Annotated in this window: 19 protein-coding genes; 10 read left to right on the top strand and 9 right to left on the bottom strand. The window is 55.6% G+C overall.

Going from position 1 to position 22,222, the window contains the following annotated elements; genetic code table 11:
- Positions 1 to 7 precede the first annotated feature (7 nt).
- The 4 genes from K3727_07340 (at position 8) to K3727_07325 (ending at position 4,275) form a co-directional block, all read left to right on the top strand.
- Positions 8 to 1,012, top strand: coding sequence for an ABC transporter ATP-binding protein (locus K3727_07340; protein ID UWQ92584.1), 1,005 nt, complete (start codon positions 8 to 10; stop codon positions 1,010 to 1,012).
- On the top strand, positions 1,009 to 1,782 hold the full coding sequence (locus K3727_07335; GenBank protein UWQ92583.1) for an L-iditol 2-dehydrogenase: 774 nt from the start codon (positions 1,009 to 1,011) through the stop codon (positions 1,780 to 1,782). The genes K3727_07340 and K3727_07335 overlap by 4 nt, the downstream gene beginning before the upstream one ends.
- Positions 1,782 to 3,278, top strand: a complete 1,497-nt coding sequence (locus K3727_07330) for a mannitol dehydrogenase family protein (GenBank protein UWQ92582.1) — start codon at positions 1,782 to 1,784, stop codon at positions 3,276 to 3,278. Before K3727_07335 ends, K3727_07330 begins: the two co-directional genes overlap by 1 nt.
- A gap of 70 nt (positions 3,279 to 3,348) precedes the next feature.
- Entirely contained in the window at positions 3,349 to 4,275 is a 927-nt protein-coding gene (locus K3727_07325; protein ID UWQ92581.1) for a carbohydrate kinase, read from the top strand.
- A 597-nt stretch (positions 4,276 to 4,872) separates the two neighbouring features.
- Here K3727_07325 and K3727_07320 read toward each other — a convergent pair.
- From K3727_07320 to K3727_07295, 6 genes are all read right to left on the bottom strand, one after another.
- Entirely contained in the window at positions 4,873 to 5,154 is a 282-nt protein-coding gene (locus tag K3727_07320; GenBank protein UWQ92580.1) for a hypothetical protein, read from the bottom strand.
- Between the two features lie 126 nt (positions 5,155 to 5,280).
- Entirely contained in the window at positions 5,281 to 5,517 is a 237-nt protein-coding gene (locus tag K3727_07315; GenBank protein ID UWQ92579.1) for a hypothetical protein, read from the bottom strand.
- A 49-nt stretch (positions 5,518 to 5,566) separates the two neighbouring features.
- Entirely contained in the window at positions 5,567 to 6,688 is a 1,122-nt protein-coding gene (locus K3727_07310) for an alanine/ornithine racemase family PLP-dependent enzyme (protein ID UWQ92578.1), read from the bottom strand.
- Entirely contained in the window at positions 6,685 to 7,818 is a 1,134-nt protein-coding gene (locus tag K3727_07305; protein ID UWQ93307.1) for a DUF1611 domain-containing protein, read from the bottom strand. The genes K3727_07310 and K3727_07305 overlap by 4 nt, the downstream gene beginning before the upstream one ends.
- Positions 7,819 to 7,968: 150 nt before the next feature.
- Entirely contained in the window at positions 7,969 to 8,727 is a 759-nt protein-coding gene (locus tag K3727_07300) for a hypothetical protein (protein UWQ93306.1), read from the bottom strand.
- A 70-nt stretch (positions 8,728 to 8,797) separates the two neighbouring features.
- The gene (locus tag K3727_07295) at positions 8,798 to 9,151 is read right to left on the bottom strand and encodes a hypothetical protein (protein UWQ92577.1); all 354 of its coding nucleotides are present in this window, start codon (positions 9,149 to 9,151) and stop codon (positions 8,798 to 8,800) included.
- A gap of 1,039 nt (positions 9,152 to 10,190) precedes the next feature.
- On the opposite strand from K3727_07295, the gene K3727_07290 reads away from it, so the two are divergent.
- From K3727_07290 to K3727_07270, 5 genes are all read left to right on the top strand, one after another.
- Positions 10,191 to 11,147: a LysR family transcriptional regulator gene (locus K3727_07290; GenBank protein ID UWQ92576.1), complete on the top strand. Its 957-nt coding sequence runs from the start codon at positions 10,191 to 10,193 to the stop codon at positions 11,145 to 11,147.
- A gap of 117 nt (positions 11,148 to 11,264) precedes the next feature.
- Positions 11,265 to 12,794 carry an amidase gene (locus tag K3727_07285; protein ID UWQ92575.1) on the top strand — a complete coding sequence of 510 codons (1,530 nt, stop codon included), beginning with the start codon at positions 11,265 to 11,267 and terminating at the stop codon, positions 12,792 to 12,794.
- Position 12,795: 1 nt separating this feature from the next.
- On the top strand, positions 12,796 to 14,079 hold the full coding sequence (locus tag K3727_07280) for a TRAP transporter large permease (protein UWQ92574.1): 1,284 nt from the start codon (positions 12,796 to 12,798) through the stop codon (positions 14,077 to 14,079).
- 24 nt (positions 14,080 to 14,103) lie between these two features.
- Positions 14,104 to 15,078, top strand: coding sequence for a TRAP transporter substrate-binding protein (locus K3727_07275; protein ID UWQ92573.1), 975 nt, complete (start codon positions 14,104 to 14,106; stop codon positions 15,076 to 15,078).
- Between the two features lie 52 nt (positions 15,079 to 15,130).
- Entirely contained in the window at positions 15,131 to 15,658 is a 528-nt protein-coding gene (locus tag K3727_07270) for a TRAP transporter small permease subunit (protein ID UWQ92572.1), read from the top strand.
- Between the two features lie 660 nt (positions 15,659 to 16,318).
- Here K3727_07270 and K3727_07265 read toward each other — a convergent pair.
- A complete protein-coding gene (locus K3727_07265) occupies positions 16,319 to 17,362 on the bottom strand; it encodes an AAA family ATPase (protein ID UWQ92571.1) in 1,044 nt (347 codons plus the stop codon).
- 541 nt (positions 17,363 to 17,903) lie between these two features.
- The gene (locus K3727_07260) at positions 17,904 to 20,186 is read right to left on the bottom strand and encodes an adenosylcobalamin-dependent ribonucleoside-diphosphate reductase (protein ID UWQ92570.1); all 2,283 of its coding nucleotides are present in this window, start codon (positions 20,184 to 20,186) and stop codon (positions 17,904 to 17,906) included.
- A gap of 177 nt (positions 20,187 to 20,363) precedes the next feature.
- Here K3727_07260 and K3727_07255 point away from each other — a divergent pair, with 177 nt between their 5' ends.
- On the top strand, positions 20,364 to 20,795 hold the full coding sequence (locus K3727_07255) for a DUF1489 domain-containing protein (protein UWQ92569.1): 432 nt from the start codon (positions 20,364 to 20,366) through the stop codon (positions 20,793 to 20,795).
- 36 nt (positions 20,796 to 20,831) lie between these two features.
- Here the strand turns inward: K3727_07255 and K3727_07250 are convergent, their stop codons facing one another.
- Positions 20,832 to 21,935, bottom strand: coding sequence for a cystathionine gamma-lyase (locus tag K3727_07250; protein ID UWQ92568.1), 1,104 nt, complete (start codon positions 21,933 to 21,935; stop codon positions 20,832 to 20,834).
- Between the last annotated feature and the right edge of the window lie 287 nt (positions 21,936 to 22,222).

The following is a 22,222-nucleotide window of genomic DNA, read 5'->3' as shown; positions in this document are numbered from 1 at the left end:
AAAGACCATGGGACGTATTGTACTCGATCAAGTATCCAAGCGGTTCGGTGATGTCGAAGTCATCCCTCCGCTGGACCTGACCATCGAAGACGGCGAATTTGCAGTTTTTGTCGGCCCGTCCGGTTGTGGTAAATCCACGCTGTTGCGCATGATTGCCGGGCTCGAAAACCTGACCTCTGGCGGCATCGCGATTGACGGTATGGATATGACCGACGTGCCCCCGTCAAAACGGGGCCTGGCCATGGTGTTCCAGTCCTATGCGCTTTATCCGCATATGACGGTGCGCAAGAACATTGGCTTTCCACTTCGTATGGAAAAGATGGATCAGGCGGAAATCGACAAACGTGTTGAAACTGCGGCCCGATCTTTGAACCTAATAGATTATCTGGATCGCAAGCCGGGGCAACTGTCCGGTGGGCAGCGGCAGCGGGTCGCCATTGGCCGTGCCATTGTCCGTGACCCTTCGGCCTTCCTGTTTGACGAACCGCTATCGAACCTCGACGCAGCGTTGCGCGTGGGAATGCGGCTTGAAATCAGCGAGATGCATGAGCGCATGCAGACCACCATGATCTACGTGACGCACGATCAGGTGGAGGCAATGACCATGGCCGACAAGATTGTTGTTCTTCAGGCAGGTGTGATTGAGCAGGTCGGCTCACCGCTGGATCTGTACCACAAGCCACAGAATGTCTTTGTTGCCGGCTTTATCGGCTCGCCAAAGATGAACCTTTTCTCGGGGCCAGAGGCCGAGAAACATGGCGCACATACAATTGGCATCCGCCCGGAGCATACCGAAGTCAGCATGACTGCAGGCCAATGGGAAGGGCGCGTTGGCGTCGCCGAACATCTGGGGTCTGACACGTTTATCCACGTTCATGACACCGGGCTTGCCGACATGGTCACCGTCCGCATTACCGGGGATATTTCGGTGAAACACGGCGATACGATTTACCTGACACCCCAAGCCAACCAGATCCATAAATTCGATGCGCAGGGGCTGCGGATCGAATGAAACGACTGGACGGTAAATCGGCGCTGATAACTGGGGCTGCCCGGGGGATCGGGCTGGCCTTTGCCAAGGCCTATGTCACCGAAGGCGCCCGTGTTGCCGTCGCGGACATCGACTGTGATCGCGCGCGGGTCGCCGCTGCCGAAATCGGTGAGGGTGCAATGGCCGTTGAAATGGATGTCACCCGGCAAGACAGCATTGATGCCGCCGTTGCCCAAACCGTCAAAAGCCTGGGTCAGATCGACATTTTGATCAACAACGCGGCGGTGTTCACCGCAGCCCCGATTGTGGAAATCACACGCGAAGAATACGCACGGGTTTTTGATGCCAATGTCGCCGGGCCCTTGTTCACGCTGCAAGCCGTTGCGCGACATATGATTATACACGGCATCAAGGGCAAGATCATCAACATGGCCAGCCAGGCCGGTCGACGCGGTGAACCCTTGGTTGCCGTCTACTGCGCCAGCAAATCCGCCGTCATCAGCTTGACCCAATCGGCGGGTCTCGACCTGATCAAACATGGGATCAACGTGAATGCCATCGCACCGGGTGTGGTGGATGGTGAACACTGGGACGGCGTAGACGCCTATTTTGCAAAATACGAAAGCAAAGCCCCCGGACAAAAGAAAAAAGAAGTTGGCGAAGCTGTTCCTGTTGGGCGCATGGCGCAGGCCGAAGATCTGACTGGAATGGCGGTTTTTCTCGCCTCGCAAGACGCCGATTACATTGTTGCACAAACCTACAATGTGGACGGTGGAAACTGGATGAGCTGATGGAAAAGCAACCGCAGGGAACCGATCTGGTAAAACTGAGCAATGCAACTCTGAACGAGCTTCCAGAGGCTGTTTTGCGCCCGTCCTATAATCGTGCCAAGCTGAAACCGGGTATTGTCCACATTGGCCTTGGTAACTTTCACCGTGCCCATCAGGCATGGTATCTGCATCGCTTGATGCAAAGGGGGGCGGCGCTGGATTGGGCGATCATTGGCGCCGGTGTTCGCCCCTACGACGCCATCATGCGGGACAAGCTGGTGGTGCAGGATTGCCTGACAACCTTGATTGAGCTGGATCCATCATCGTCATTTGCCGAAGTCGTCGGCTCGATGATCGATTACCTGCCGATTGAGCAAGGTAACGGGCGACTGATCGAACGGATGGCCCACCCGGAGATTCGCATCGTTTCGATGACTGTGACCGAGGGCGGTTACTTTATTGACCCTGCCAACAAGGGGTTTGACCCGACGCACCCCGATATTGTCCATGACAGCCGCAAACCCGACCAGCCCAAAACCGCATTCGGTGCAGTTGTTGCAGCGCTTCGCTTGCGTCGCGAAAATGGGTCCGGTCCGTTTACCTGCCTGTGTTGCGACAACTTGCAGGGCAACGGAGATGTATTGCGGCAAACGGTGGTGTCATTGGCGCGCATGTCCGACCCCGAGCTGGCAGATTGGATTGATCTCAGCTGTACGTTCCCGAATTCAATGGTCGATTGCATCGTCCCGGCAACCGGTCCGAATGAGCTGGCCTTGGTCCATCAGCTGGGCATCGACGATCAGGCCCCGGTGACTCATGAAAATTTCCGCCAATGGGTTATCGAAGATAACTTTTGTGCCGGGCGGCCCGATCTGGATGATGTCGGCGTGACATTCACGGATGATGTTCACGGCTATGAGGCGATGAAAATAAGGATACTGAACGGCGGCCATCAGGTGATCTCGGTGCCAGGAGAGATTCTTTCGGTCCAAACGATTGCGGATTGTATGAAGCATGATCTGATCAGCCGACTGTTCACCAAGGTTGCGACGGAAGAAATCGCACCATCGGTAAAACCTGTCTTGGGTACGACACCCAAAGACTATGTCGCACTGATCCATGGCCGGTTCTCGAACCCGCAGATTGTCGATACAACCCGGCGGGTGGCATTTGACGGATCGTCTCGCCATGCTGGTTTTGTGATCCCCTCAATCCGTGATGGTCTGACGAATGGCACGCCAATCAAGGGGCTTGCCCTGATCGAAGCGGCCTGGGCACGGATGTGCCAAGGCACCCGCGAGGATGGCAGCACAATTGAACCCAATGACCCATTCTGGGACGAATTGAGAACGAAAGCCAATCAAGCACGCGAAAACCCGGTCACATGGCTTGAGATGCGCCAGATTTACGGAGACCTGGCAGATCAGCCTCAATTTTCGGACAGCTTTACCAAGTGGCTAAACGTGATCTGGGACGAAGGGCTCGAAAAAGCGATGGCAACTTACCTCGCCCAGTGAGAACTGCCAAAATTTGGAATACCATGTGTGCAACACGATTCAGTATCTTAGCATTTGTTGAGGGAAGCCCATGATCCTTTGCTGCGGTGAAGCTCTCATCGACATGATCCCCGAGCCAACGCTTGGGGGCTCGAATGGATATGTGCCGCGATCGGGTGGCGCGATATTCAACACGGCAATTGGATTGGGGCGGCTTGGCTGCCGAACCGGCCTATTGAGCGGCATTTCAACAGATATGTTTGGTCATCAGCTTATGGCCGACTTGCGGGCCAGCAACGTCGAAACGCACAGGATCATACGATCAGATCGCCCTACGACTTTGGCCTTTGTCAAACTGTCTGAAGGTCACGCATCGTATTCGTTCTTTGACGAGAACTCGGCCGGGCGGATGATCGCAACCGATGATTTACCTGGCAATCTGGGCGACGTTTCCGCTCTTTACTTTGGCGGCATCAGTTTAGCCTGCGATCCGGGGGCCGAAACATACATGCAGTTTGCGCAAATGCACGCAGGCAACTGTGTTGTGATGGTCGATCCCAACATTCGGCCCAGTTTTATCACTGATGAGCCGAACTTCAGAAACCGTATCGAACGGATGCTCAAGCTGGCGGACATCGTAAAAGTATCTGATGAAGACCTGAACTGGATCATTCCAACAACCGATGCGCTCGAAATGAAAATCGCCCACCTACGGTCGTTTGGACCCTCTGTCGTGATATTGACACATGGCAGGTCGGGTGCCCAGGCATGGCTGCCGGACGGGCAATCTGTTTTTGTGGCCGGTCAAAAAGTCGATGTCGTCGACACCGTTGGCGCAGGCGACACGTTCAATGCCGGTGTACTTGCAGGACTGTCCGAGGCCGGCGTGCTCACAAAATCCGCTCTGCAAACGGTTTCAGAGTGCGCTATTCAACGGGCCATTGAATTTGGCACGCAGGTTGCAGCAATCAATGTTGGCCGAGCCGGTTCAAACCCGCCATGGCGTGATGAGCTTTGACACCGCCAAGAGCCTGTGTCGTTTCGAAGCCGCCAATCCGCAGTGCCGCGTACAACCAAAACGCTGTGCTAGGTCGCCGTCCGTCGCCAAGATTTCAGAATGACAGTTCCGCTCGGGCACCCGCCGTGAAAGCCTGCTTTGTCCGGTTTTGCCTTCCAAGGCTCCAATTTCATATGCCTGCGACGAAAGTCCGACCTGACGGACCGCACAGCATCGAGTGTTGAGATGCGTGATCGGCAAGCAACTAAGGGCCGCTCACATCATAAACCTGGCTGCCTTAACAGTGACTTTTCAAAGATCGCTTTCTGCCTACTGCAACCGCAGGCGGTCGGAACAGCATCCACGGCTTGGGTCGATACGGCTGGCTCCAGCCCAGAATGCTACTGACAGCCCCGAAGCGGATATTAGTGTCACTTGTAAGATGCGACCGCACCGCGGGATAGAGTGTGAACTCGCTGCACTCGTACCAATGACCGCTTGACTTCGCTTGCGTAGTTCGGGTCGAGGAAGAGCTCGCCCCCAACGCTCCTGGTGACCAGGGAATTGTCGTGTTTGAGGGACATGAACTCCGGGCAAGCCGCGGCTATTTTCGGGATCTTAAAAATCGTCAAATTCGGGAACATTGCCTAGCCTTACGAGGAAGCTTGGCTCGCCAACTTCTCCACTGTTCGGGTCTTCACTCACCATGTATGCGTCGGCACCCGCGCAATCCTCTGATAGAGCTTCTCGTTCGGCTCTGTTTTGTGCTTCCGACGCTGTGGAATATTCAAATTGCTTGGCAATTTTCAGGCTGGTCTGCCCGTTTCGCCCAGCCTTCGTTTCAACATAAGTCTGGCAGATATCGTGTGTTTTTTCTGGGGAACGCTCTGCGTTTGTCATGGATGGATCCTTGTGCTCGGCTGGGACGATTGGAAGTTCTGGGACCAGCCCTGGCCGATTTCAGCCTGATTGAAGTGCCTGCTGCCCTGCGGAACACATCACGCAAACAAAGTCGCCGAAGTTCGGCTACCGCGTCGAAGTGGCTTTGGTGCGACGCGGTTTGGGCGCTGCTGAAGCTTTGGTTTCAGGTGGCGTGTTCGCCTCTCTTTCAAGGCGAGCATTGCGCAGTCGGGAATTTTTGGCGTCACGTTGCTCCGTTTCTTCGTCGACCATTTGTCTGACGACACGCGTCGTCTTGTCCATCGGGGTTTCCGGTTTTGAAACATATTCTTTGAACACATTGGTTTTTGTGAGCTTCTTCAATTTTCAGTTTCCTTTGTGGTTTAAGGTCGGCTGAACCAAGCGAAGTCTTTCAAACCAGCGCCAAGTGGTCGACCTTGCTTTGGGTATGCTGTGATAGCCATGTGGGTGGGCTGCCCAAGAGTTTCACCTTGATATCGGGCGTGGCCATGGCATGCATCAACGCATTGTAATTCATCTGAAATCTCACCTCGGAACCCACCGTCGGCCGGGGTCGAGGTGCTCCAAGGACAAGATGATCGCTGGTTGCACCAATCAATGTGCTTCCAATAGGCATTGAAAGCCCCAGAATGTCGGTGTCCTGATGCCCTATCGCGAGGATCACGCGTGTACTGGCACCACTGGTTGTCACAATGCGAAGTCGGTCCGTCGTTGGATCGATCAGGGCAATAGGGGAAGGCGAGGGTTTTGCATCGGTTTCGATAACTTCGGCAACAAGAGTGAAGGCGTCCGTGTGCATCCCGCCGATCTGGTCCCCAGAAACTGGCTCAACACCCAGAAGAATCGCCTCGCCCAGACGGAGGTCGTTGACGCGACCCGTCGTGCGTTCGCCAAGCGCCCAGGGCAAATTGGCTGAGTTGCCACCAGACACGATTCTGAGGAATAGACCGCATCCGCCCTCAATCTCATTCGCGAGGTCGCAAAGAGACATCATCTGAGCGGCCGTGGGAGCGCCCCCGTTCAAACACGCAAAATTCGCCCCAATCCCTTTCAACGCAACCCCAGACGTTTGTATGACCATCTGAGCAATATCTGCCAAATTCTCGGGTAATATCCCATCGCGCCGGTCACCCATCTCGACCATTAGGACGATACCGTGGACAGAACCATTGCGGATCGCGGCGGCAGCCAAGGCCGAAATGACTAAAACCTCTGTGTTGTAGCTTGTTTCACAGGATTGCACGACTTGATCGGCTTGGCTTAGCATCGGCGTACGGATCAGAGTAATGGGCCCTGTCAGACCTGCCGCACGTAGCCTTTGAACATTGCCGATTCGTGCTTCGGCCAACCCCTTAGCCCCCCCATCGAGCATCGCCTGTGCAATCGCAGGATGCCCACAGACAGCCTTGGTCACGCCCGTGACTCCGATTCCACGTGGGCCCAGGCGCGCGACAAGTGTCTGCGTGTTGCGCCGTATCTTGCCCAGATCCACTTCGATGCGCGGGCAACTCATATCGCGGCCACAGAGGGCCTTTGCATCAAGCCGGGGTACGCAGCGACCACCATTGAAAGTAAATGTGACACCGGTCGGGCCAAGGCATCGGTGACAGGCAACCCGAGTTTGTGTGATTGCGCGGCGATGGTGGTTGTGATTTCTGCCTCAGACATCCCCTCGTGATTGAGCGTGACACCGATGACCTTTGTGTCAGCAAAGGCTTCGATCAAAGCAATCTCACTTAAAGGCGCGGGCATCGGCATATCGGGAAAGTCGCAGCGATGTGCACGTTTGGGTGCGTGCTGAAGGATGACAGCATCTGGCTGGCTCCCACGCAGAATAAAGGCAGATGTGCAAAATGCGGGATGGCTGAGTGCGCCCTGACCTTCGATCAAAATAACATCGGGTTGTTCGGCTTCAGAAGCCGCAACAATCGCGCCTTCAAGCTCGCCACAACAGAACTGGGGCGGCACGGCATCCATTGCGACACCATACTTCGCGCCCTGCATCAGGCCGGTCTGGCCCGTGCCGACAAGCACTGTCTTGATGCCCTTCGCATTCAAAGCCCGGGCCAAGACGGTCGCCGTAGTCCGCTTTCCAATGGCGCAATCGGTGCCGAGAACGGCAATGCGCAGCGCCTTGACACCGGCAACACTGCCGTCGAACAGGCGCATATCCTTGCTGGGTTTCGGCTTGCGGATGTCGCGGATCGTGACATTCCGCATCGATGCAGCGTTGGCTATTTCGCTGTCGTCGCTCAGATATTCATGCAACCCACTCACGATGTTCATGCCTAGCTCGATCGCTTGCAGAACAACACCCCGGTCCACCGTCGAGAGACGCCCTGTTGACGGAGCCATCCCATAGATCAGCGTGTCGGGAAGGGTGGCTTCATGGGAAGCTGCCGCCTCCAGATGACCAAAGATCGGTATGTTGTTGCTGACAGCATCCAGAACGGTCCCGCTGTCTTGTCCGCTACAGGTGCTGTCGATAACAGAAAGGATGCGATACGCTTGAGAATGGCGCACAAGGCCATTTGCCGTCTTGCCATCGATTTGCGCGAAGTTCCCCTCGCAATAGACGACGGCCGTCGGTGAGGCTGTTATTTGCCTGCCTGACGTCATGCCTGCGGGTTTGATCTGTGTCATTGGCGGCGCTTGCGGACCCCTGATAGGGCGACGGATGGTATCAACAGTTTCAGATTTGGTTTCCATGTTAGTTCCCTATTGAAATTCGGTACGAAAGGCGGACCCGCCCTCACTTGCGTATTTCGGTGAAAGCGTTTCCGTGTAGTGCGTCTAGTTGTTCAGCACGCACTGCCCCTTGGAATTTTGGAAATTTTTATTGCATTTCCATCGGTTGCCCGTCCTGTCCAGATGCGCGTTTTCGGGAACGTTTATAAATTGACATGTCTCCCCAGAGGCGACGTATCCACGATCACACTTCCACCCTGTTCCGTAGGTTGCGTCGTCGAAATATGCATTGGCAGGGATCGCGACGGCTTCGCACCGACCAGCTTTCTCAAAGAAGCCACGCTCACATGTCCAGGGCTGACCGTATCCTGATCCGTTCAGAAAGGCATTGGCCGGAACCTCAATGGCAAGACACTGGCCGTCAGTTTCTTCAAAGCCGCGCTCGCACGACCAACTAGAGCTATGTGAGGCACCTACCAGGTATGCATTCGCTGGCAGCACGATTTCCTGACATGTATCATCGAACTTGATGTAGCCCCGCAAACACCGCCACCGTTCGCCTGACGGGTCCAAAAACCCACCCTCGGGCACCTCTACTGCAACGCATTCAGCTTCGTCAGTTTTGCGAAACCCATGCAGGCATTCCCATCCTGACCCATAGGACCGGTTCGTGTCGTATGCGTTTTGCGGCACAACAACAGCGACACAGGCATTTTCGTCTAGTCGGAAACCAATATTACATTTCCATCCATCACCGTAACTCTTGGCACTGGCGTTCTCAGGTATTGGTTGTGCGTCGGTTTGGGCAAAGGCTGGGAGTACAAGCAGTATGGCTGCAATAATTGAACCCATAAAGAGGGCCATGACTGTTGATGTGTTTGCGGGGATTTGGGCTTTGACGGAGTGCGGAGCCTGTGGTTCCGTTGTTCCTGATTTACGATCCATCTAAAGCAAGCTCTGCGAGACAGGCGTCTGCCAGATCTCGGCTCGGGGCATCAGTGCCCGGCAATGTGGCCCAGCCGGTTTCCATCATCGCTTTGCGCCGCTGAAAGTTGGAAGCTTCTCGAAGCGTTGCCAGTATTTCGACCCGTTCCGCATCAGCTTCTGAAAGGCCGAGACAGACCGGCACCATGGCCAAGGTGACTTGCTCTGCGGCAAAGCTATCGGCCATATCCTGCGCGGTACCTGAAGTTGTCCAGCCACCCCAGCTGAAGCCAACAATTGAGACAGCGACAGCGCCAACCAAGGTTCCGTAAACACCGGGTTTCGTCCATTCGGGAAATGTCATTTTTGATCCTCTGACGGAGAAAGCGCCGCCGCACTATTTTGATTACGTATGTCCTTGCGTTGGCCTGATATTGCGCCAGAGCCAACTCTAGGTCTCGATGATCCACTGCGCGCAGCTCTGACTTTCCTGCGTACCAATTGATCAATAGAACCGTCGCTGTCCGTCGTTAGGCCGCAAAGCTGTGGCTCAGCATCACGTCATCGTTTGCCAACACGTCCTATTCACCAACGGCCAGCTCATTTGCGTATCCCGCGACCACAAACGGATGAAGAAATGTCACAACTGACGTGGTCGTGCGCGATGACATCGGCACCCTTCCCAAACATCAGATCCCTGCTACAGGACGTGACAGCTGAATTTTCATGATGGAGGGTTGTGGTCCGCTCTTGCAGGCTGATACGCCAATGCCTCAGAGAACCCCAACTTTCGTATCTCTCACATAGTCTCTTGGCATCGAAAATGCAACGTCGGTGACTCCGGCTCAATTTTCTCAGGCCACCCATACCCCAAAAGAGGTCAAGGTTGGCAAGCCTCCACCCCGCGCATTTGAAGATCACCCTCCAGCCATCTTTCTTGGTTCGCCGGCCCAGGAGCAGACCTTCGCCGCGTCACAGAAAATTGGCAAAGAGGGCTCGGTGCCGTCATTCTCCGCACCTGGCACAGACGACCGCTCCCAGCCCAAAGCGGACTCGCCCAACTGACACGTAGGGACGAAATGCGGATCATTGCTGCGAACGCAAACTGTCAGGCTGGATTTTCCAAATGCCGCCGTTCGAGCCGCCAATGCAGAAAACTATAGGTCAATGGCCGGTCTGAGCCCACTTTGCCGAATGCTGCAAACTGTACCAATGGCCGAAATGGGAGGCATAGGGCCTTCGCTACTTTGTACGCTTAGGACAGGATCGTGGGCTAAGTTATTACCAAGCATGACGATCCAGAGTTTTACGTTCTATCGACATGTTTAATCAACTTCGCATACAAACTGGGCATGTGTCCCCTTGTGAAAGCCATGACACAATCAATTTGAGTTTGCGAAGAGGTGCGACCAATTTTGGGCAAGGGATTTCAACAGGGCATAACGCTTCGGCACTTACGTGCTCTTGTGGCGCTTTCCGATCTCAAGCTCGTCGCACGAGTGTCCGAGGCGCTTGGAGTCACGCAGCCAGCCGTGTCAAAACAGATTGCCGAGTTGGAAAAGATTGTTGGCGTGCCTGTTGTTACCCGGGACCGCAACAGGCTTTACCTGACGCCTATCGGCACGCGTCTTGCAGATCATGCACGCCAAGCACTTGGCCAACTTGATCGCGCAGCATTTGACATTGAAGCGATGACCAGTGGAGTTTCAGGGTCTGTCTCTATCGGCGTTGTCAGTTCGGTTGCACCTACCTTGCTGCCCGGCACGATTGCATTGTTCAAGCGCAGCACGCCGCAAGCAAACGTATCCGTTTCCGAAGGGCATTTTGTTGAATTGTTACCGCAGCTCGAGGCGGGGGCGCTGGATCTGGTGATCGCAAGGATTTGGCAGCCTCAGGAATTGGCTGGAATTGACCAAATGGCCTTGTTTTCCGAACCGGTTGTCGTCGTTGCTGGGCGAAACCATCCGCTAGCGCAAGCCGGTGATGTAACATGGGCGGAAGTCGCAAGTTATCCGTGGATATTGCCGCAGCCCAACTCAGTGGCGCGCCAGGCCGTAGACGCACTTTTTGCCGCAAATGGGCTGTCGCCCCCGACCAATACAATTGCATCTTTGTCACTTGCCCTGAACCTTGAACTTTTACGGACAATGCCTGCGCTCGGCTTGCTTCCGCAACGACTTGCACAGGCACAGGCAGCGCGGGGTGAAACCATGATCCTACCGCTTGATACGCGCGACTTATTGTCAGAGGCACGCTGCTTTTGGCGCAAAGACCAAGTTTCGCAGAATGCGACGTTATCGTTGTTCCTCAAATGCCTGCAGCAAACCACTGAAGACATTAATACCATTCCATTTGGTTAATGTTGTTGGTGTGTATTTCACTATTTTCCGCATTACTCATACCTTATCTTAACCAAACACACAGTTTGGGAGGGCTCGGGTGTCTGTTCGGACAATTACGATAATTGGAACGAGCCTTTGACTAGGGAGGCTCTGCTCGCACTATCGGCCTGTGAAGTCCTTGCGGCCTTCAAGGCCCGAACTTTGACGCCAAGTGAGTATTTGGCGGCCTGTCTTGAACAAATCTCCCGCTTCAATCCCAAGATTAACGCTTTATCCGCTATGGATATCGAAGGGGCCATCGCCAGCGCCGCGGCCGCGACACAGCGTTGGAAGGACGGTGATCCAAAGGGCGCACTTGACGGTTTGCCGATTGGCGTCAAAGACTTGCAGAACACCAAAGGCTTGCTGACAACGCACGGCAGCGTCCGGACGCGTGGTTTTGTGCCCGACGAAGATTTGCTGATGGTTGGACGGCTGCGTGCAGCGGGCGCAATCATACTTGCCAAAACAAATGTCCCTGAAATGGGTGCCGGAGGAAACAGCCGCAATCCGGTTTGGGGTGCGACGGGCAATCCGTTTGACGCAAATTTGATCGCTGGTGGATCGTCTGGTGGCTCCGCTGCCGCTTTGGCAGCAAACCTACTGCCCCTTTGCACTGGGTCCGACACTGGCGGGTCCCTTCGGATGCCAGCAGCACTTTGCGGAGTTGTCGGGTATCGTCCCTCTGTTGATGTGATTGCACATCCCACGCGACCCTTGGGGTGGTCGGGCATTTCGGTGCTTGGCCCGATGGCGCGTACGATGGATGATCTGACGCTAATGTTGTCGGTTTGTCAGGGCTATGATCCTGATGATCCGCTTTCTGCTCCCTCTGTCACAGGCCGTTTCACAGAGCTGCCATCCACAGACTTGAAAGAATTGCGCGTTGGCTTCAGCGAAGATTTTGGTGGCGCTCCGGTCGAGCAAAGCATCCGTGAGACGTTTCGCGCCCGTCTTGAGGTGCTTCGTCCGCAGGTCAAGGAATGCCGCGCGGCGAATCTCGATCTGGGTGATATGGACCACTGCTTCGATATTCTACGGGCCGAGAGTTTTGGCGTAGCCTTCGGCGAGGCCGTGGCCCAAGAACCCAACAACTTTGGCGCGCATATCAGAGATAATGTTGCCCTTGGGCAAACTATGTCACTGGCCGATCGTGGTTGGGCCCATGCCGAGCAAACGCACATCTTGCGCAAATTCAACGCGCTGATCGCTGAGTTTGATGTGATCGTGCTGCCAACATCGCCTGTATCGCCGTTTGCGTGGACACAGTCCTATGCCGGTGAAATCGACGGGCAGAAGATGGACATCTACTACCGCTGGCTCGCGCTGTGCTATCGTGGGTCTTTGACGGGCGCGCCTTCTATCACTCTGCCTTGTGGACGCGATTCGGCTGGCATGCCCTTTGGCCTTCAAGTGTTAGGGCCTATGCGGGGCGACGACCGGTTGCTAAGCGCAGCAAAGGCTATGGAAAATCTCTTTGAGCACTCGGAGCAGACGGCTCGACCTTTGGCAAATATGGCTAGCCTTCCACACTCGAAAGTGGAGTTGACCTCTATTGTGACGCATCCACCTGACGTGCGCGCAGAACCCTCACCCAACGGCGGCGTTATGCGGACGGCGGTGTGACATGTGGCTGATCCCTTTCGTCTTCATCTTACTGCTGATCAGCGGCACGGCCTTTGCCTATCTCATGGGCGCTGTCTCCGTCCTGACCTTTGTCGCCGTCGACAAGACACAGTTTCTCTCGATCCTGCCACAGCGTATTTTCGCCCAGCTTGATGTTTTTGCTTTCATGGCGATGCCACTGTTTATCCTGACCGCCGAGATCATGAGCCGCGCAGGGGTGACCCGCAGCCTGATCGATTTTGCTATGTCCATCGTGGGCCGCTTTCGCGGTGGCTTGGGGCATGTGAATATCCTGACAAGCGTGTTCTTTGCGGGGATTTCAGGTTCGGCAATAGCCGACAGTGCTGCCTTGTCGCGCACATTCGTGCCGGAAATGAAGGCGCGTGGCTATGATCCCTATTACGCAGGGGCCATCACGGCGGCGTCCTCGATGATCGGGCCGATCATCCCCCCATCGATCATCATGATCATCTATGGCGGTTTGACCGGGGCCTCTGTCGCAGCCCTGTTCATCGCAGGCGTTGTGCCCGGTCTGATGCTTGCGGCAGCCCTGATGATCCTGAACGCGGTCATCGCGCAGATCAAAGGGCATCCGGGCGGGGCATCTGACGACCTGCCGCGTTTTTTGCCCAGCTTGCTGAACGCAGCACCTGCACTGTGCCTGCCTGTGGCGATCCTTGGCTCGCTTGTGTTCGGGCTGGCGACTCCAACCGAGGGCTCTGCAATTGCGGTGTTTTTTGCGTTGATGGCAGGCCAGTTCTACAAAGGGTTGAACTGGCGCATGATTTTTGACGCGGTTGAGGCCACTGCAAAGATGACCGGCACGATCTTTATCATTCTCGCTGCGATTTCGGTGCTAGGCTATTTAGCGGGGCAATTGGGCTGGTCACAGGCCTTGGCGACATGGGTAGAATCCTTTGGGCTGACAGGCACAAAGTACCTCTTCTTCCTCATCGGTATTTTTCTGATCGCGGGCATGTTCATGGACACGCCCGTGGCCCTGACCCTGCTAATCCCGCTGTTCGCCCCCCAAGCGCTAGAGCAAGGCATTAGCCCGATCCACCTTGGCATCGTGCTGTGCTTCAACCTGTGTGTTGGTCTGATTACGCCACCGCTGGGTAAATGCCTTGTGGTTGTATCAGCCCTGACAAATCTCAATTACTGGCGGCTGGCTTATGCTGTCCTGCCCTTCATTTTCGTTCAGGTGCTGTTGTTGCTGGCGCTGGTCTATTGGCCCGCGATCAGTCTCACGTTGCCACGCCTGTTCGGATTTTCCGTGAACTAACCAATCCAAAAGGGAGGACGACCAATGAAACTCAAGGCACTTACACTAGCGGCATTGCTCGCGATGGCCACATCTGCGTCAGCAGAGGTCAAAATTGCGCTGGACAGCAAACCGGATCTGGAAACATCAGGCTCGTACAACTGGGCATTCGCCTTTGGCAATGCGCTCAAAGAGGCAGGTATGGACGTGCGCGAAATGCCGCGCGGTTCTGTCGGCAATGAGGCCGAAAAATTCGATCAGGTTTCAACCGGCCTGCTCGAAGTATCACTCTCGGATGTACGTGCCGTCGCACAGGTTGATCCCTTTATCTACGGGGTCCGTCTGCCATATATCTTCAGCGACATCGGGCACATGGACCGCGCCTTGGCCGCCGGAGATGTCTACACGCGCATCAACGAAAACCTTGCCAAACAAGACGCGATCCTTTTGGCCTTGGCCCCGCTTGGCCCCGCCTCTGGCGTGATTACTACAACGCAAGCCGTGCGCTCACCCGCGGATATGGCCAGCCTGCGGATGCGGGCTTTGGATGACGCGCAAATCGCGATGTATCAGGCGTGGGGGTCTAGCGGCACGATCGTGCCTTGGGGCGAAGTCCCAGCGGGCCTGCAAACTGGGGTGATTGATGGCTACCTGAACTCTCCCTTCGTGCCGGTGATGTTCGGCCAAACCGACTTCGTGAAGAACTTTGCCACTGCCGATGTGATTTGGCCGCTGCGTGCCGTGATTGTCTCAAAAGCCTGGTATGACGGATTGTCTGACGCGGACCGTGCCGCAGTGGATGGGGCGGTTATCACAGCGGATGCTGCTGCACGGGCGTGGCTTGCAGAAGCGTCGGAAAATGGGCTGAGCGCGCTTGAGGAAAAAGGCGTAACAGTTCAGCGCCTGACGCCTGAGGAACGCGCCGTCTTCCGCGAAGCATCATTGCCAGTCTACGATTCAGACCTGATGTCGGCAGAAGATACCGCGCTTTGGAAAAAGCTCTCTGACGAGAACCGCTAATCCAATTGGCGGGCTGCTCCCTGCGGCCCGCCCTCCATTACCGGAGAGACACATGCGCCACCTCATCCTCAGCACCAGCGACAGCTTGCACCTGCTCATGCGCCGCATCGCTGTCTTTGCGGTTTGTGTGATGTTCGTGACAGTCGTGGTGCAGATCATCGCGCGCTATGTCTTCTCCTCGCCCCCCGTCTGGACCGAAGATGTCGCCCGCTACGCGATGGTGTGGACCGGATTGCTGGGCGCGACGCTATCGTTCAAGACACAGTCAGATGCGGTGTTGATGCAAAGTGTTTTCCCTGAACCACCTCACATTCTGGCGGCCTTTGCGAAAGCCATCCAAAGCCTTGCAGTGCTGACTTTCATCCTGCCCGTAATCTATTTCTGCTTTATCGGACTGCGAGGCGGGTTTGCAAAAGGATATCTGGCGCGGCAATCTGGCCTGACAGCAGATACGCTTGGGATTCCAATGGTCTGGATTTCTGTGGCGGTCCCTGTGTCAATGATCATAATTCTAATTCACCTGTTCGCCAGATGGGCAGGTGATGACGTGGCGAAAGATACCGCCACGCAACTTGACTAAATAAACTGTTTTCAATCAATCTTCCACACTGCCACAACCTGTCAATCGGACCAAAATTCTTTCAGGCGCTAAAAGCGCTCTTACGCGCTTCTGGCGTTGTTTTATGTGTGAATTATACAGGAGAGGGTTCAGGTGCAAAACCACGGAAGCGGCCATTGATCCGAAAGCGTCGAAGGTCTGAAAAGTCCGCTTGCTGATCTCGGGCCATCTATAATGCTGCGCAATGTTTCGAACGGCTGCTTCGGGGTAGCTGCAACGCAGCAACCGGTGTGCTGGTCAAGCGCGGCAAAGGGCTGTTCGATTGACTTTGCAAAGGTCACTATCTGCGCAAAGCAGACAAAGCTTGCTAAGATCGTCGCCAGAGTGACTAACCCTGACACTTCCACATGTGGCACTTTGACCAGCACCAGAAAGTCCATCTACGGCCGTTGGGACCTATGCGGCCGAAGGCCTAAACACTAGGCATGCGGAAGTTCTTTTTGGCGCAGGTGTACTAAGATGCGGATCATCTCTCGAAGGCGGCGCAGGTCCCGATAGTCCCTGAAGTCTCGCTCCAGTAATTCGATATCTCCCAAGCATAAGGGGATCAATCTTGGGTCCACTGCGCGTTCAATCGCATATGAGGAATGCATGGATCTGATGATTGGGGGTAATTGATCATCAGTGGGTCGTTCCATTTTGTAGATGGTGCACCTGTTTTTTTAGCGGGGGCGGAATACTTGTCAGGTCATTCGCAGTGAAAAGCCAGGACATTCGAGAGCAATCGGTAGCAGCGCTCAGGAACTTGTCCCTGTATGCCTTTGCATCCGAGGGTTCGGTGAGAAGCAACAGTTCCGCATATATATCCCCATTATGGCTCGGACGTACCTTGTCAATTTCATCGAGCACCAAGACAGGGTTAAGGATTTTCTGTCTCAATACGGCGTTCGTCATCACACTCGGCATCGCACTCGACCAACCAGCCGACACCCCGAACACCTGAGAGTCAGTGTGACCAGCCACCGAGACGATCTCTGGCCGCATCTCGAGGGAACCAAGCAAACTGCGTACGACGGTGGTCTTGCCGATGCCTGGTTCGCCCAGAATGATCGTCGGTCGAAATTTAATGGTATCATTGCCGAACTCGAAACCTCGAAGCATCTCAGCCAAGAGCCCATCGATCACCTGACTTGCGTTCGGGAAGCAAGATTTGACCTCCTCAGCAGCGACCAACGCCTTGTCATCGAACCGGGCAAGGTCACGAACGGCAAACAGGCGCTCCGGCTTGTCAATGTTGTTTCTGACAGTTCGGGACAACTCCGTCTTGTCATCCATACCAATCAGGTACTCTGGCACCCCCCTTCCTTCAGGCAGCTCCAAGGGCAACCGAAACGCTTCCCTAATCAGCTCGAATTCCGACTGTTGGGTAATGAGCAGCAATCGACGAAGTACAGTGGCAGCCCTTCTCATGTCCGAAAACCCTGAGAATTCCCAGGCCTCGAGGAGGCGTTTTTCCCAGCTTTGCATCCAATCCTCGTGGCGATCACGAGGGATAGTATCCAATGACTGTTGCCATTCTGCTGGATCACTCGCTTGACGAATGGCCGCCTCGACCATCATGAAATCCACAATGTCCCAGCCTTCAAAAAGGTCTTTCAGGCCAGCGGGTGAGTAGTTTGCAGACGCGGCTAATTTCTTTAACTTGTCGTCCAGTTCGTGAGACATCTCGCACCTCAAAACCATCTTTTCCAAAAATTCTTATGGGTTGGATACAGAGTGACCATGACCAAAGTCTGAGCAGTCTCAGCAACGGCTCTGTTGCCCCGCACTCTCCAACGTGACGTCTTCAAGTCAGCGCCGTATTCGACCTTTGAAATGGATGCGTGTGGAGGCCATCAACTGAAGAGATTCCCGAGAGGTGGATCCGTCATTCTCGTCATGACAGTATTCCATTTGATGGGAAACGATCCGAGCAATTGTCCGCTCGGGAGAAGGTCGCTGCTTGGTCAGCAGGTGTAGTTGGCGTGTATGAGCTTGTTCAATTCCATGCTCATCATGATCTGGATTTCACGCAGTGCGTCAATAGCCGCCAGCAAACCGACGGCTGCATTCTATCCTCGAATCGCCAGATTTCGAGATTTAACTATAATGATTTATTTCAATAGGTTACGCAAACTTGGGCGACAATCACTTGGCATATGGGCGACGAAATCGCCCATATGGGTTCTTTATGCACCCTGAAACAACAACGAGTCCCGGTGCTCCGTTAGCCACACTTGGAGTGACCACAGCTGCGACAGGTCATGCAGCCTTCTACCATCTGCATGTCGAACTGGCCGCAGCTCGGACAGGCTTTGCCGCGGGGTTGGTCCAAGTTGACGACTTGCGCCTGAGGGTCGGCTTTGAGCCCCATGCCTTCGCCTTCGAGGAACCCGGTTTTGACCATATGGGTTTCGATCACGCCCCCGATGGCGGCCAAGATCGACGGGATGTATTTGCCCTGCACCCAGGCCCCACCGCGCGGATCGAACACGGCCTTGAGCTCTTCCACCACAAAGGACACATCACCCCCACGCCGGAACACGGCCGAAATCATCCGTGTCAATGCCAGGGTCCAGGCATAATGCTCCATGTTCTTGGAGTTGATGAAGACCTCGAACGGGCGGCGATGGTTGTTTATCACAATATCGTTGATGGTCAGATAGATCGCGTGTTCGCTGTCGGGCCATTTCAGTTTATATGTATGCCCTTCGAGCGACTGCGGACGGTCCAGCGGTTCAGACATGTAAATGACATCGCCACCTTCAACCTCATGCGGGGCTCCGGCGCTTTCACCCGGTGCCTGCTCGGAACTTTCCGAAACGGTCAAAACCGACCCGGTCACATCATTGGGACGATAGGTCGTGCAGCCCTTGCAGCCCTGATCCCATGCCTGCATGTAAACGTCCTTGAAGTCATCAAAGCTGATGTCTTCGGGGCAATTGATGGTTTTCGAGATTGAGCTGTCGATCCATTTCTGAGCTGCAGCCTGCATCTTGACGTGGGCCGTCGGGGCCAGGGTCTGGGCATTGACGAAATAATCGGGCAATTCCTTGTCACCGAATTTGTCACGCCACATCTGCACGGCGTAATCAACCACTTCCTCTTCGGTGCGCGAACCGTCCTTCTGCAGAACCTTGCGAGTATAGGCATAGGCGAACACAGGCTCGATCCCCGAGCTGACATTCCCCGCATACAGGCTGATGGTGCCGGTCGGTGCAATTGATGTCAGCAGTGCATTGCGAATGCCGTTTTCACGGATTGCATCACGCACATCGCTGTCCATTGCCTGCATCGTCCCGGAATTCAGATAAGGCTCGGCGTCGAACAGCGGGAACGCGCCTTTTTCCTTGGCCAAATCCACCGACGCCAGATATGCGGCGCGGGCGATGGCTTTCAACCAGCCTTCGGTCTGACGCGCCGCCGCGTCCGAACCATAGCGCAGCCCCATCATCAGCAGCGCGTCGGCCAGACCGGTGACACCGAGACCGATCCGCCGTTTGTTATGTGCTTCCAGCGCCTGCGCCTCGAGCGGGAATTTGGATGCATCGACAACGTTGTCCATCATCCGCACGGCCGTAGCGACCAGCTCCTGCATGGCTGTCTCATCCAGAGCGGCACCGGTTTCGAACGGGTTCGACACCAACCGCGCCATGTTGATCGACCCCAGCAGACAGGCACCATATGGCGGCAGCGGCTGTTCACCACAGGGGTTTGTCGCAGCGATGGTTTCGCAATAGCTAAGATTGTTTGCGGTGTTGATCCGGTCGATAAAAATCACGCCCGGCTCGGCATAATCAAACGTCGCCTGCATGATCTTGTTCCACAGGTCGCGCGCCTGAACCGTGTGGTAGACTTTGCCGCCAAAAGACAGCTCCCACGACCCGTCTGCCTTGACCGCTTCCATGAAATCATCGGTTACCAGCACTGACATGTTGAACATGCGCAAACGGGCGGGATCGGATTTGGCGGTGATGAAATGTTCGATATCGGGATGGTCACACCGCATGGTGGCCATCATCGCACCCCGGCGCGAACCGGCGGACATGATCGTGCGGCACATGGCGTCCCACACATCCATAAAGCTCAAGGGGCCCGAGGCATCGGCCGCCACGCCTTTTACGTCGGCACCACGCGGGCGAATGGTCGAGAAATCATATCCGATACCACCCCCCTGCTGCATGGTCAGCGCAGCCTCTTTGAGCATGTCAAAGATACCGCCCATGCTGTCTGGCACGGTGCCCATGACAAAACAGTTGAACAAAGTAACCTGACGCGCGGTACCTGCGCCTGCGGTAATGCGGCCTGCTGGCAGGAATTTGAAATCCTCCAGCGCCCCATAGAATTTGTCTTCCCAAACCGCCGCATCGTCTTCGACCTTGGCCAGATCCCGGGCAATCCGCCGCCAGCTGTCTTCGACCGTTTGATCGATTGGGGTGCCATCGGCACCTTTGAAACGGTATTTCATATCCCAAATCTGTTCGGCGATCGGGGCGGCAAAGCGGCTCATGGGGCGAATCCTTCCTGGGTAGGCTGGCGGCTTCGATACTACAGGATTCCAGAAACCCTCAACGCCGAATTCACGGTTTAGAGAGGTTTTTTCCTGAGACACACACAATACCTTGAAGCCCGCGACCAGTAAACTACAATATCATGATGAAGCTCGGGACGACTCTGGGGATGACCTGTGGATAAGCATATCAATCTGATCAAACTGTCCGTTGGCTCGGAGAGCGTCGAATCCCTGATTGACTGGCAAGAGATGCGTCGGGCAGAACTGCCCGATGGGTTGCCGCGCCATGTCACCCGGATGTGGCCCAAGCGCGAAGCCGAGATCCTGAACGGCGGGTCGATCTATTGGGTCATCAAAGGCGTCGTTCAATGCCGTCAACGGGTGCTGCGTCTGGATGAGGTGATCGGCGAAGACGGGATTCGTCGCTGTGCCATCATTCTGGATCCTGAATTGCACCGCACACAGACCGCCCAGAAACGTCCATTTCAGGGCTGGCGCTATCTCAAACCCGAAGACAGCCCGCCAGACCTGCCCATGGGACGACACAGCGAAGACACCCTGCCCCCAGAGCTGAACCAGGCGCTGGCCGAAATCGGGGTCATCTGATCGGGGCACCCGAGGGGGTCGCAAACACCACAGGCGCTATCCCAGCGCAGCGTCCATCGCCGCCCACAGCTCCTCTATGGGTTCGCATCCCACAGACAGGCGTACAAACCCGGGTGCCACGTCATCTCCCCAGCGTGCGCGGCGCTCGGCCGAACTGTGAACCCCGCCAAAGGAAGTTGCCGGCCGCAAGAGCGGGCAGGAATTGATAAAGCTGTCGGCCTTTTCCGCGCTTGCCAATGTCAGCGATATCAGAAACCCGAACCGATGTGTCTGCTGCACCGCCAACATATGAGCCGGATCCCCCTGCAACCCCGGATAGCGAACCTTTTGCACCTCTGGGTGATCGACCAACCGTTCAGCAACGATCTGTGCCGAACTGCACATGCGGTCGAACCTGACGTCCAGCGTTTCAAGCCCCCGGTGCAGCAACCAGGCCTCCTGCGGGCCGGGAATACACCCCGAAAACGTGCGCCACTCTTTCACGGCCTCAAGGATTTTTTCATTCCGCGTCGCCACATGCCCCATCAGGGCATCCGAGTGGCCGCCCATGGATTTGGTATCCGACGACACCACGACGTCAATGCCCAGATCCAACGGTCTCTGCCCCAGCGGGGTCAGCGTGGTATTGTCAGCAATGGTCACCCCACCTGCGGCCCGCACCTGTTTCGCCACATCTGCCAGATCAACCATGTCGAGCCCCGGATTGGACGGGCTTTCCAGAAACACCACGTCAAACCCGTCAAACCCGCCACGATCAAAAGCGGTCGTCGGTCGCTCTACGACCTCGACCCCCAGATTGGCCAGAAACCGATCCGACAGGCGGCGGGTGACATAATATCCGTCCGACGGGATCAACAACCGTGCCCCGGCCCGCACCGTGGCAAACAACGCCGCTGAAATCGCTGCCATCCCCGAAGGGAAGCTCAGACAAGGTGCCTGTTCCAGATGCGACAGCACATGTTCCAGCTGTTCCCATGTCGGGTTGTCGACCCGCCCATAAGACCGCTCACCTTGCCAGGTGCCCGGCAGATGATACATCGAACTTTGGACCAGTGGCAAAGCCACGGGATCGCCTTTTTCAAGCGCATTCCCTCGCAGATGCAACATTTCACCGGCGCGGGGCAACATGGGGTTTGTCATCGTGAATGTCCTGTCCTTCGAGCCCGCACAGGAGGTATGCGGGCCGGATCATGGATACTGGTCGCTCCGCCCAATGCAAGAGGCTTTGCCCAAAGGTTTGGGACAATACGTGCACGGCAGCGCGTCAGATGCGGCACCACGTTCAACAGTCCCCACCAACAAGGCCCGCACCACCAAATCGGCTGTCCTGCGGTGTTGGTTCTTCTAGTGGGCTTTCATCCGTCCCCTATCGGGTTCACATGTTCCCTGGAACAGTCGTCAAAACCAGTGCGCCGAGACAAGAAACC

The sequence above is a fragment of the Rhodobacteraceae bacterium M382 genome (genome assembly GCA_025141015.1).
Lineage (GTDB): Bacteria > Pseudomonadota > Alphaproteobacteria > Rhodobacterales > Rhodobacteraceae > Aliisedimentitalea > Aliisedimentitalea scapharcae.
This window is presented reverse-complemented; position numbering and strand designations above follow the sequence as displayed.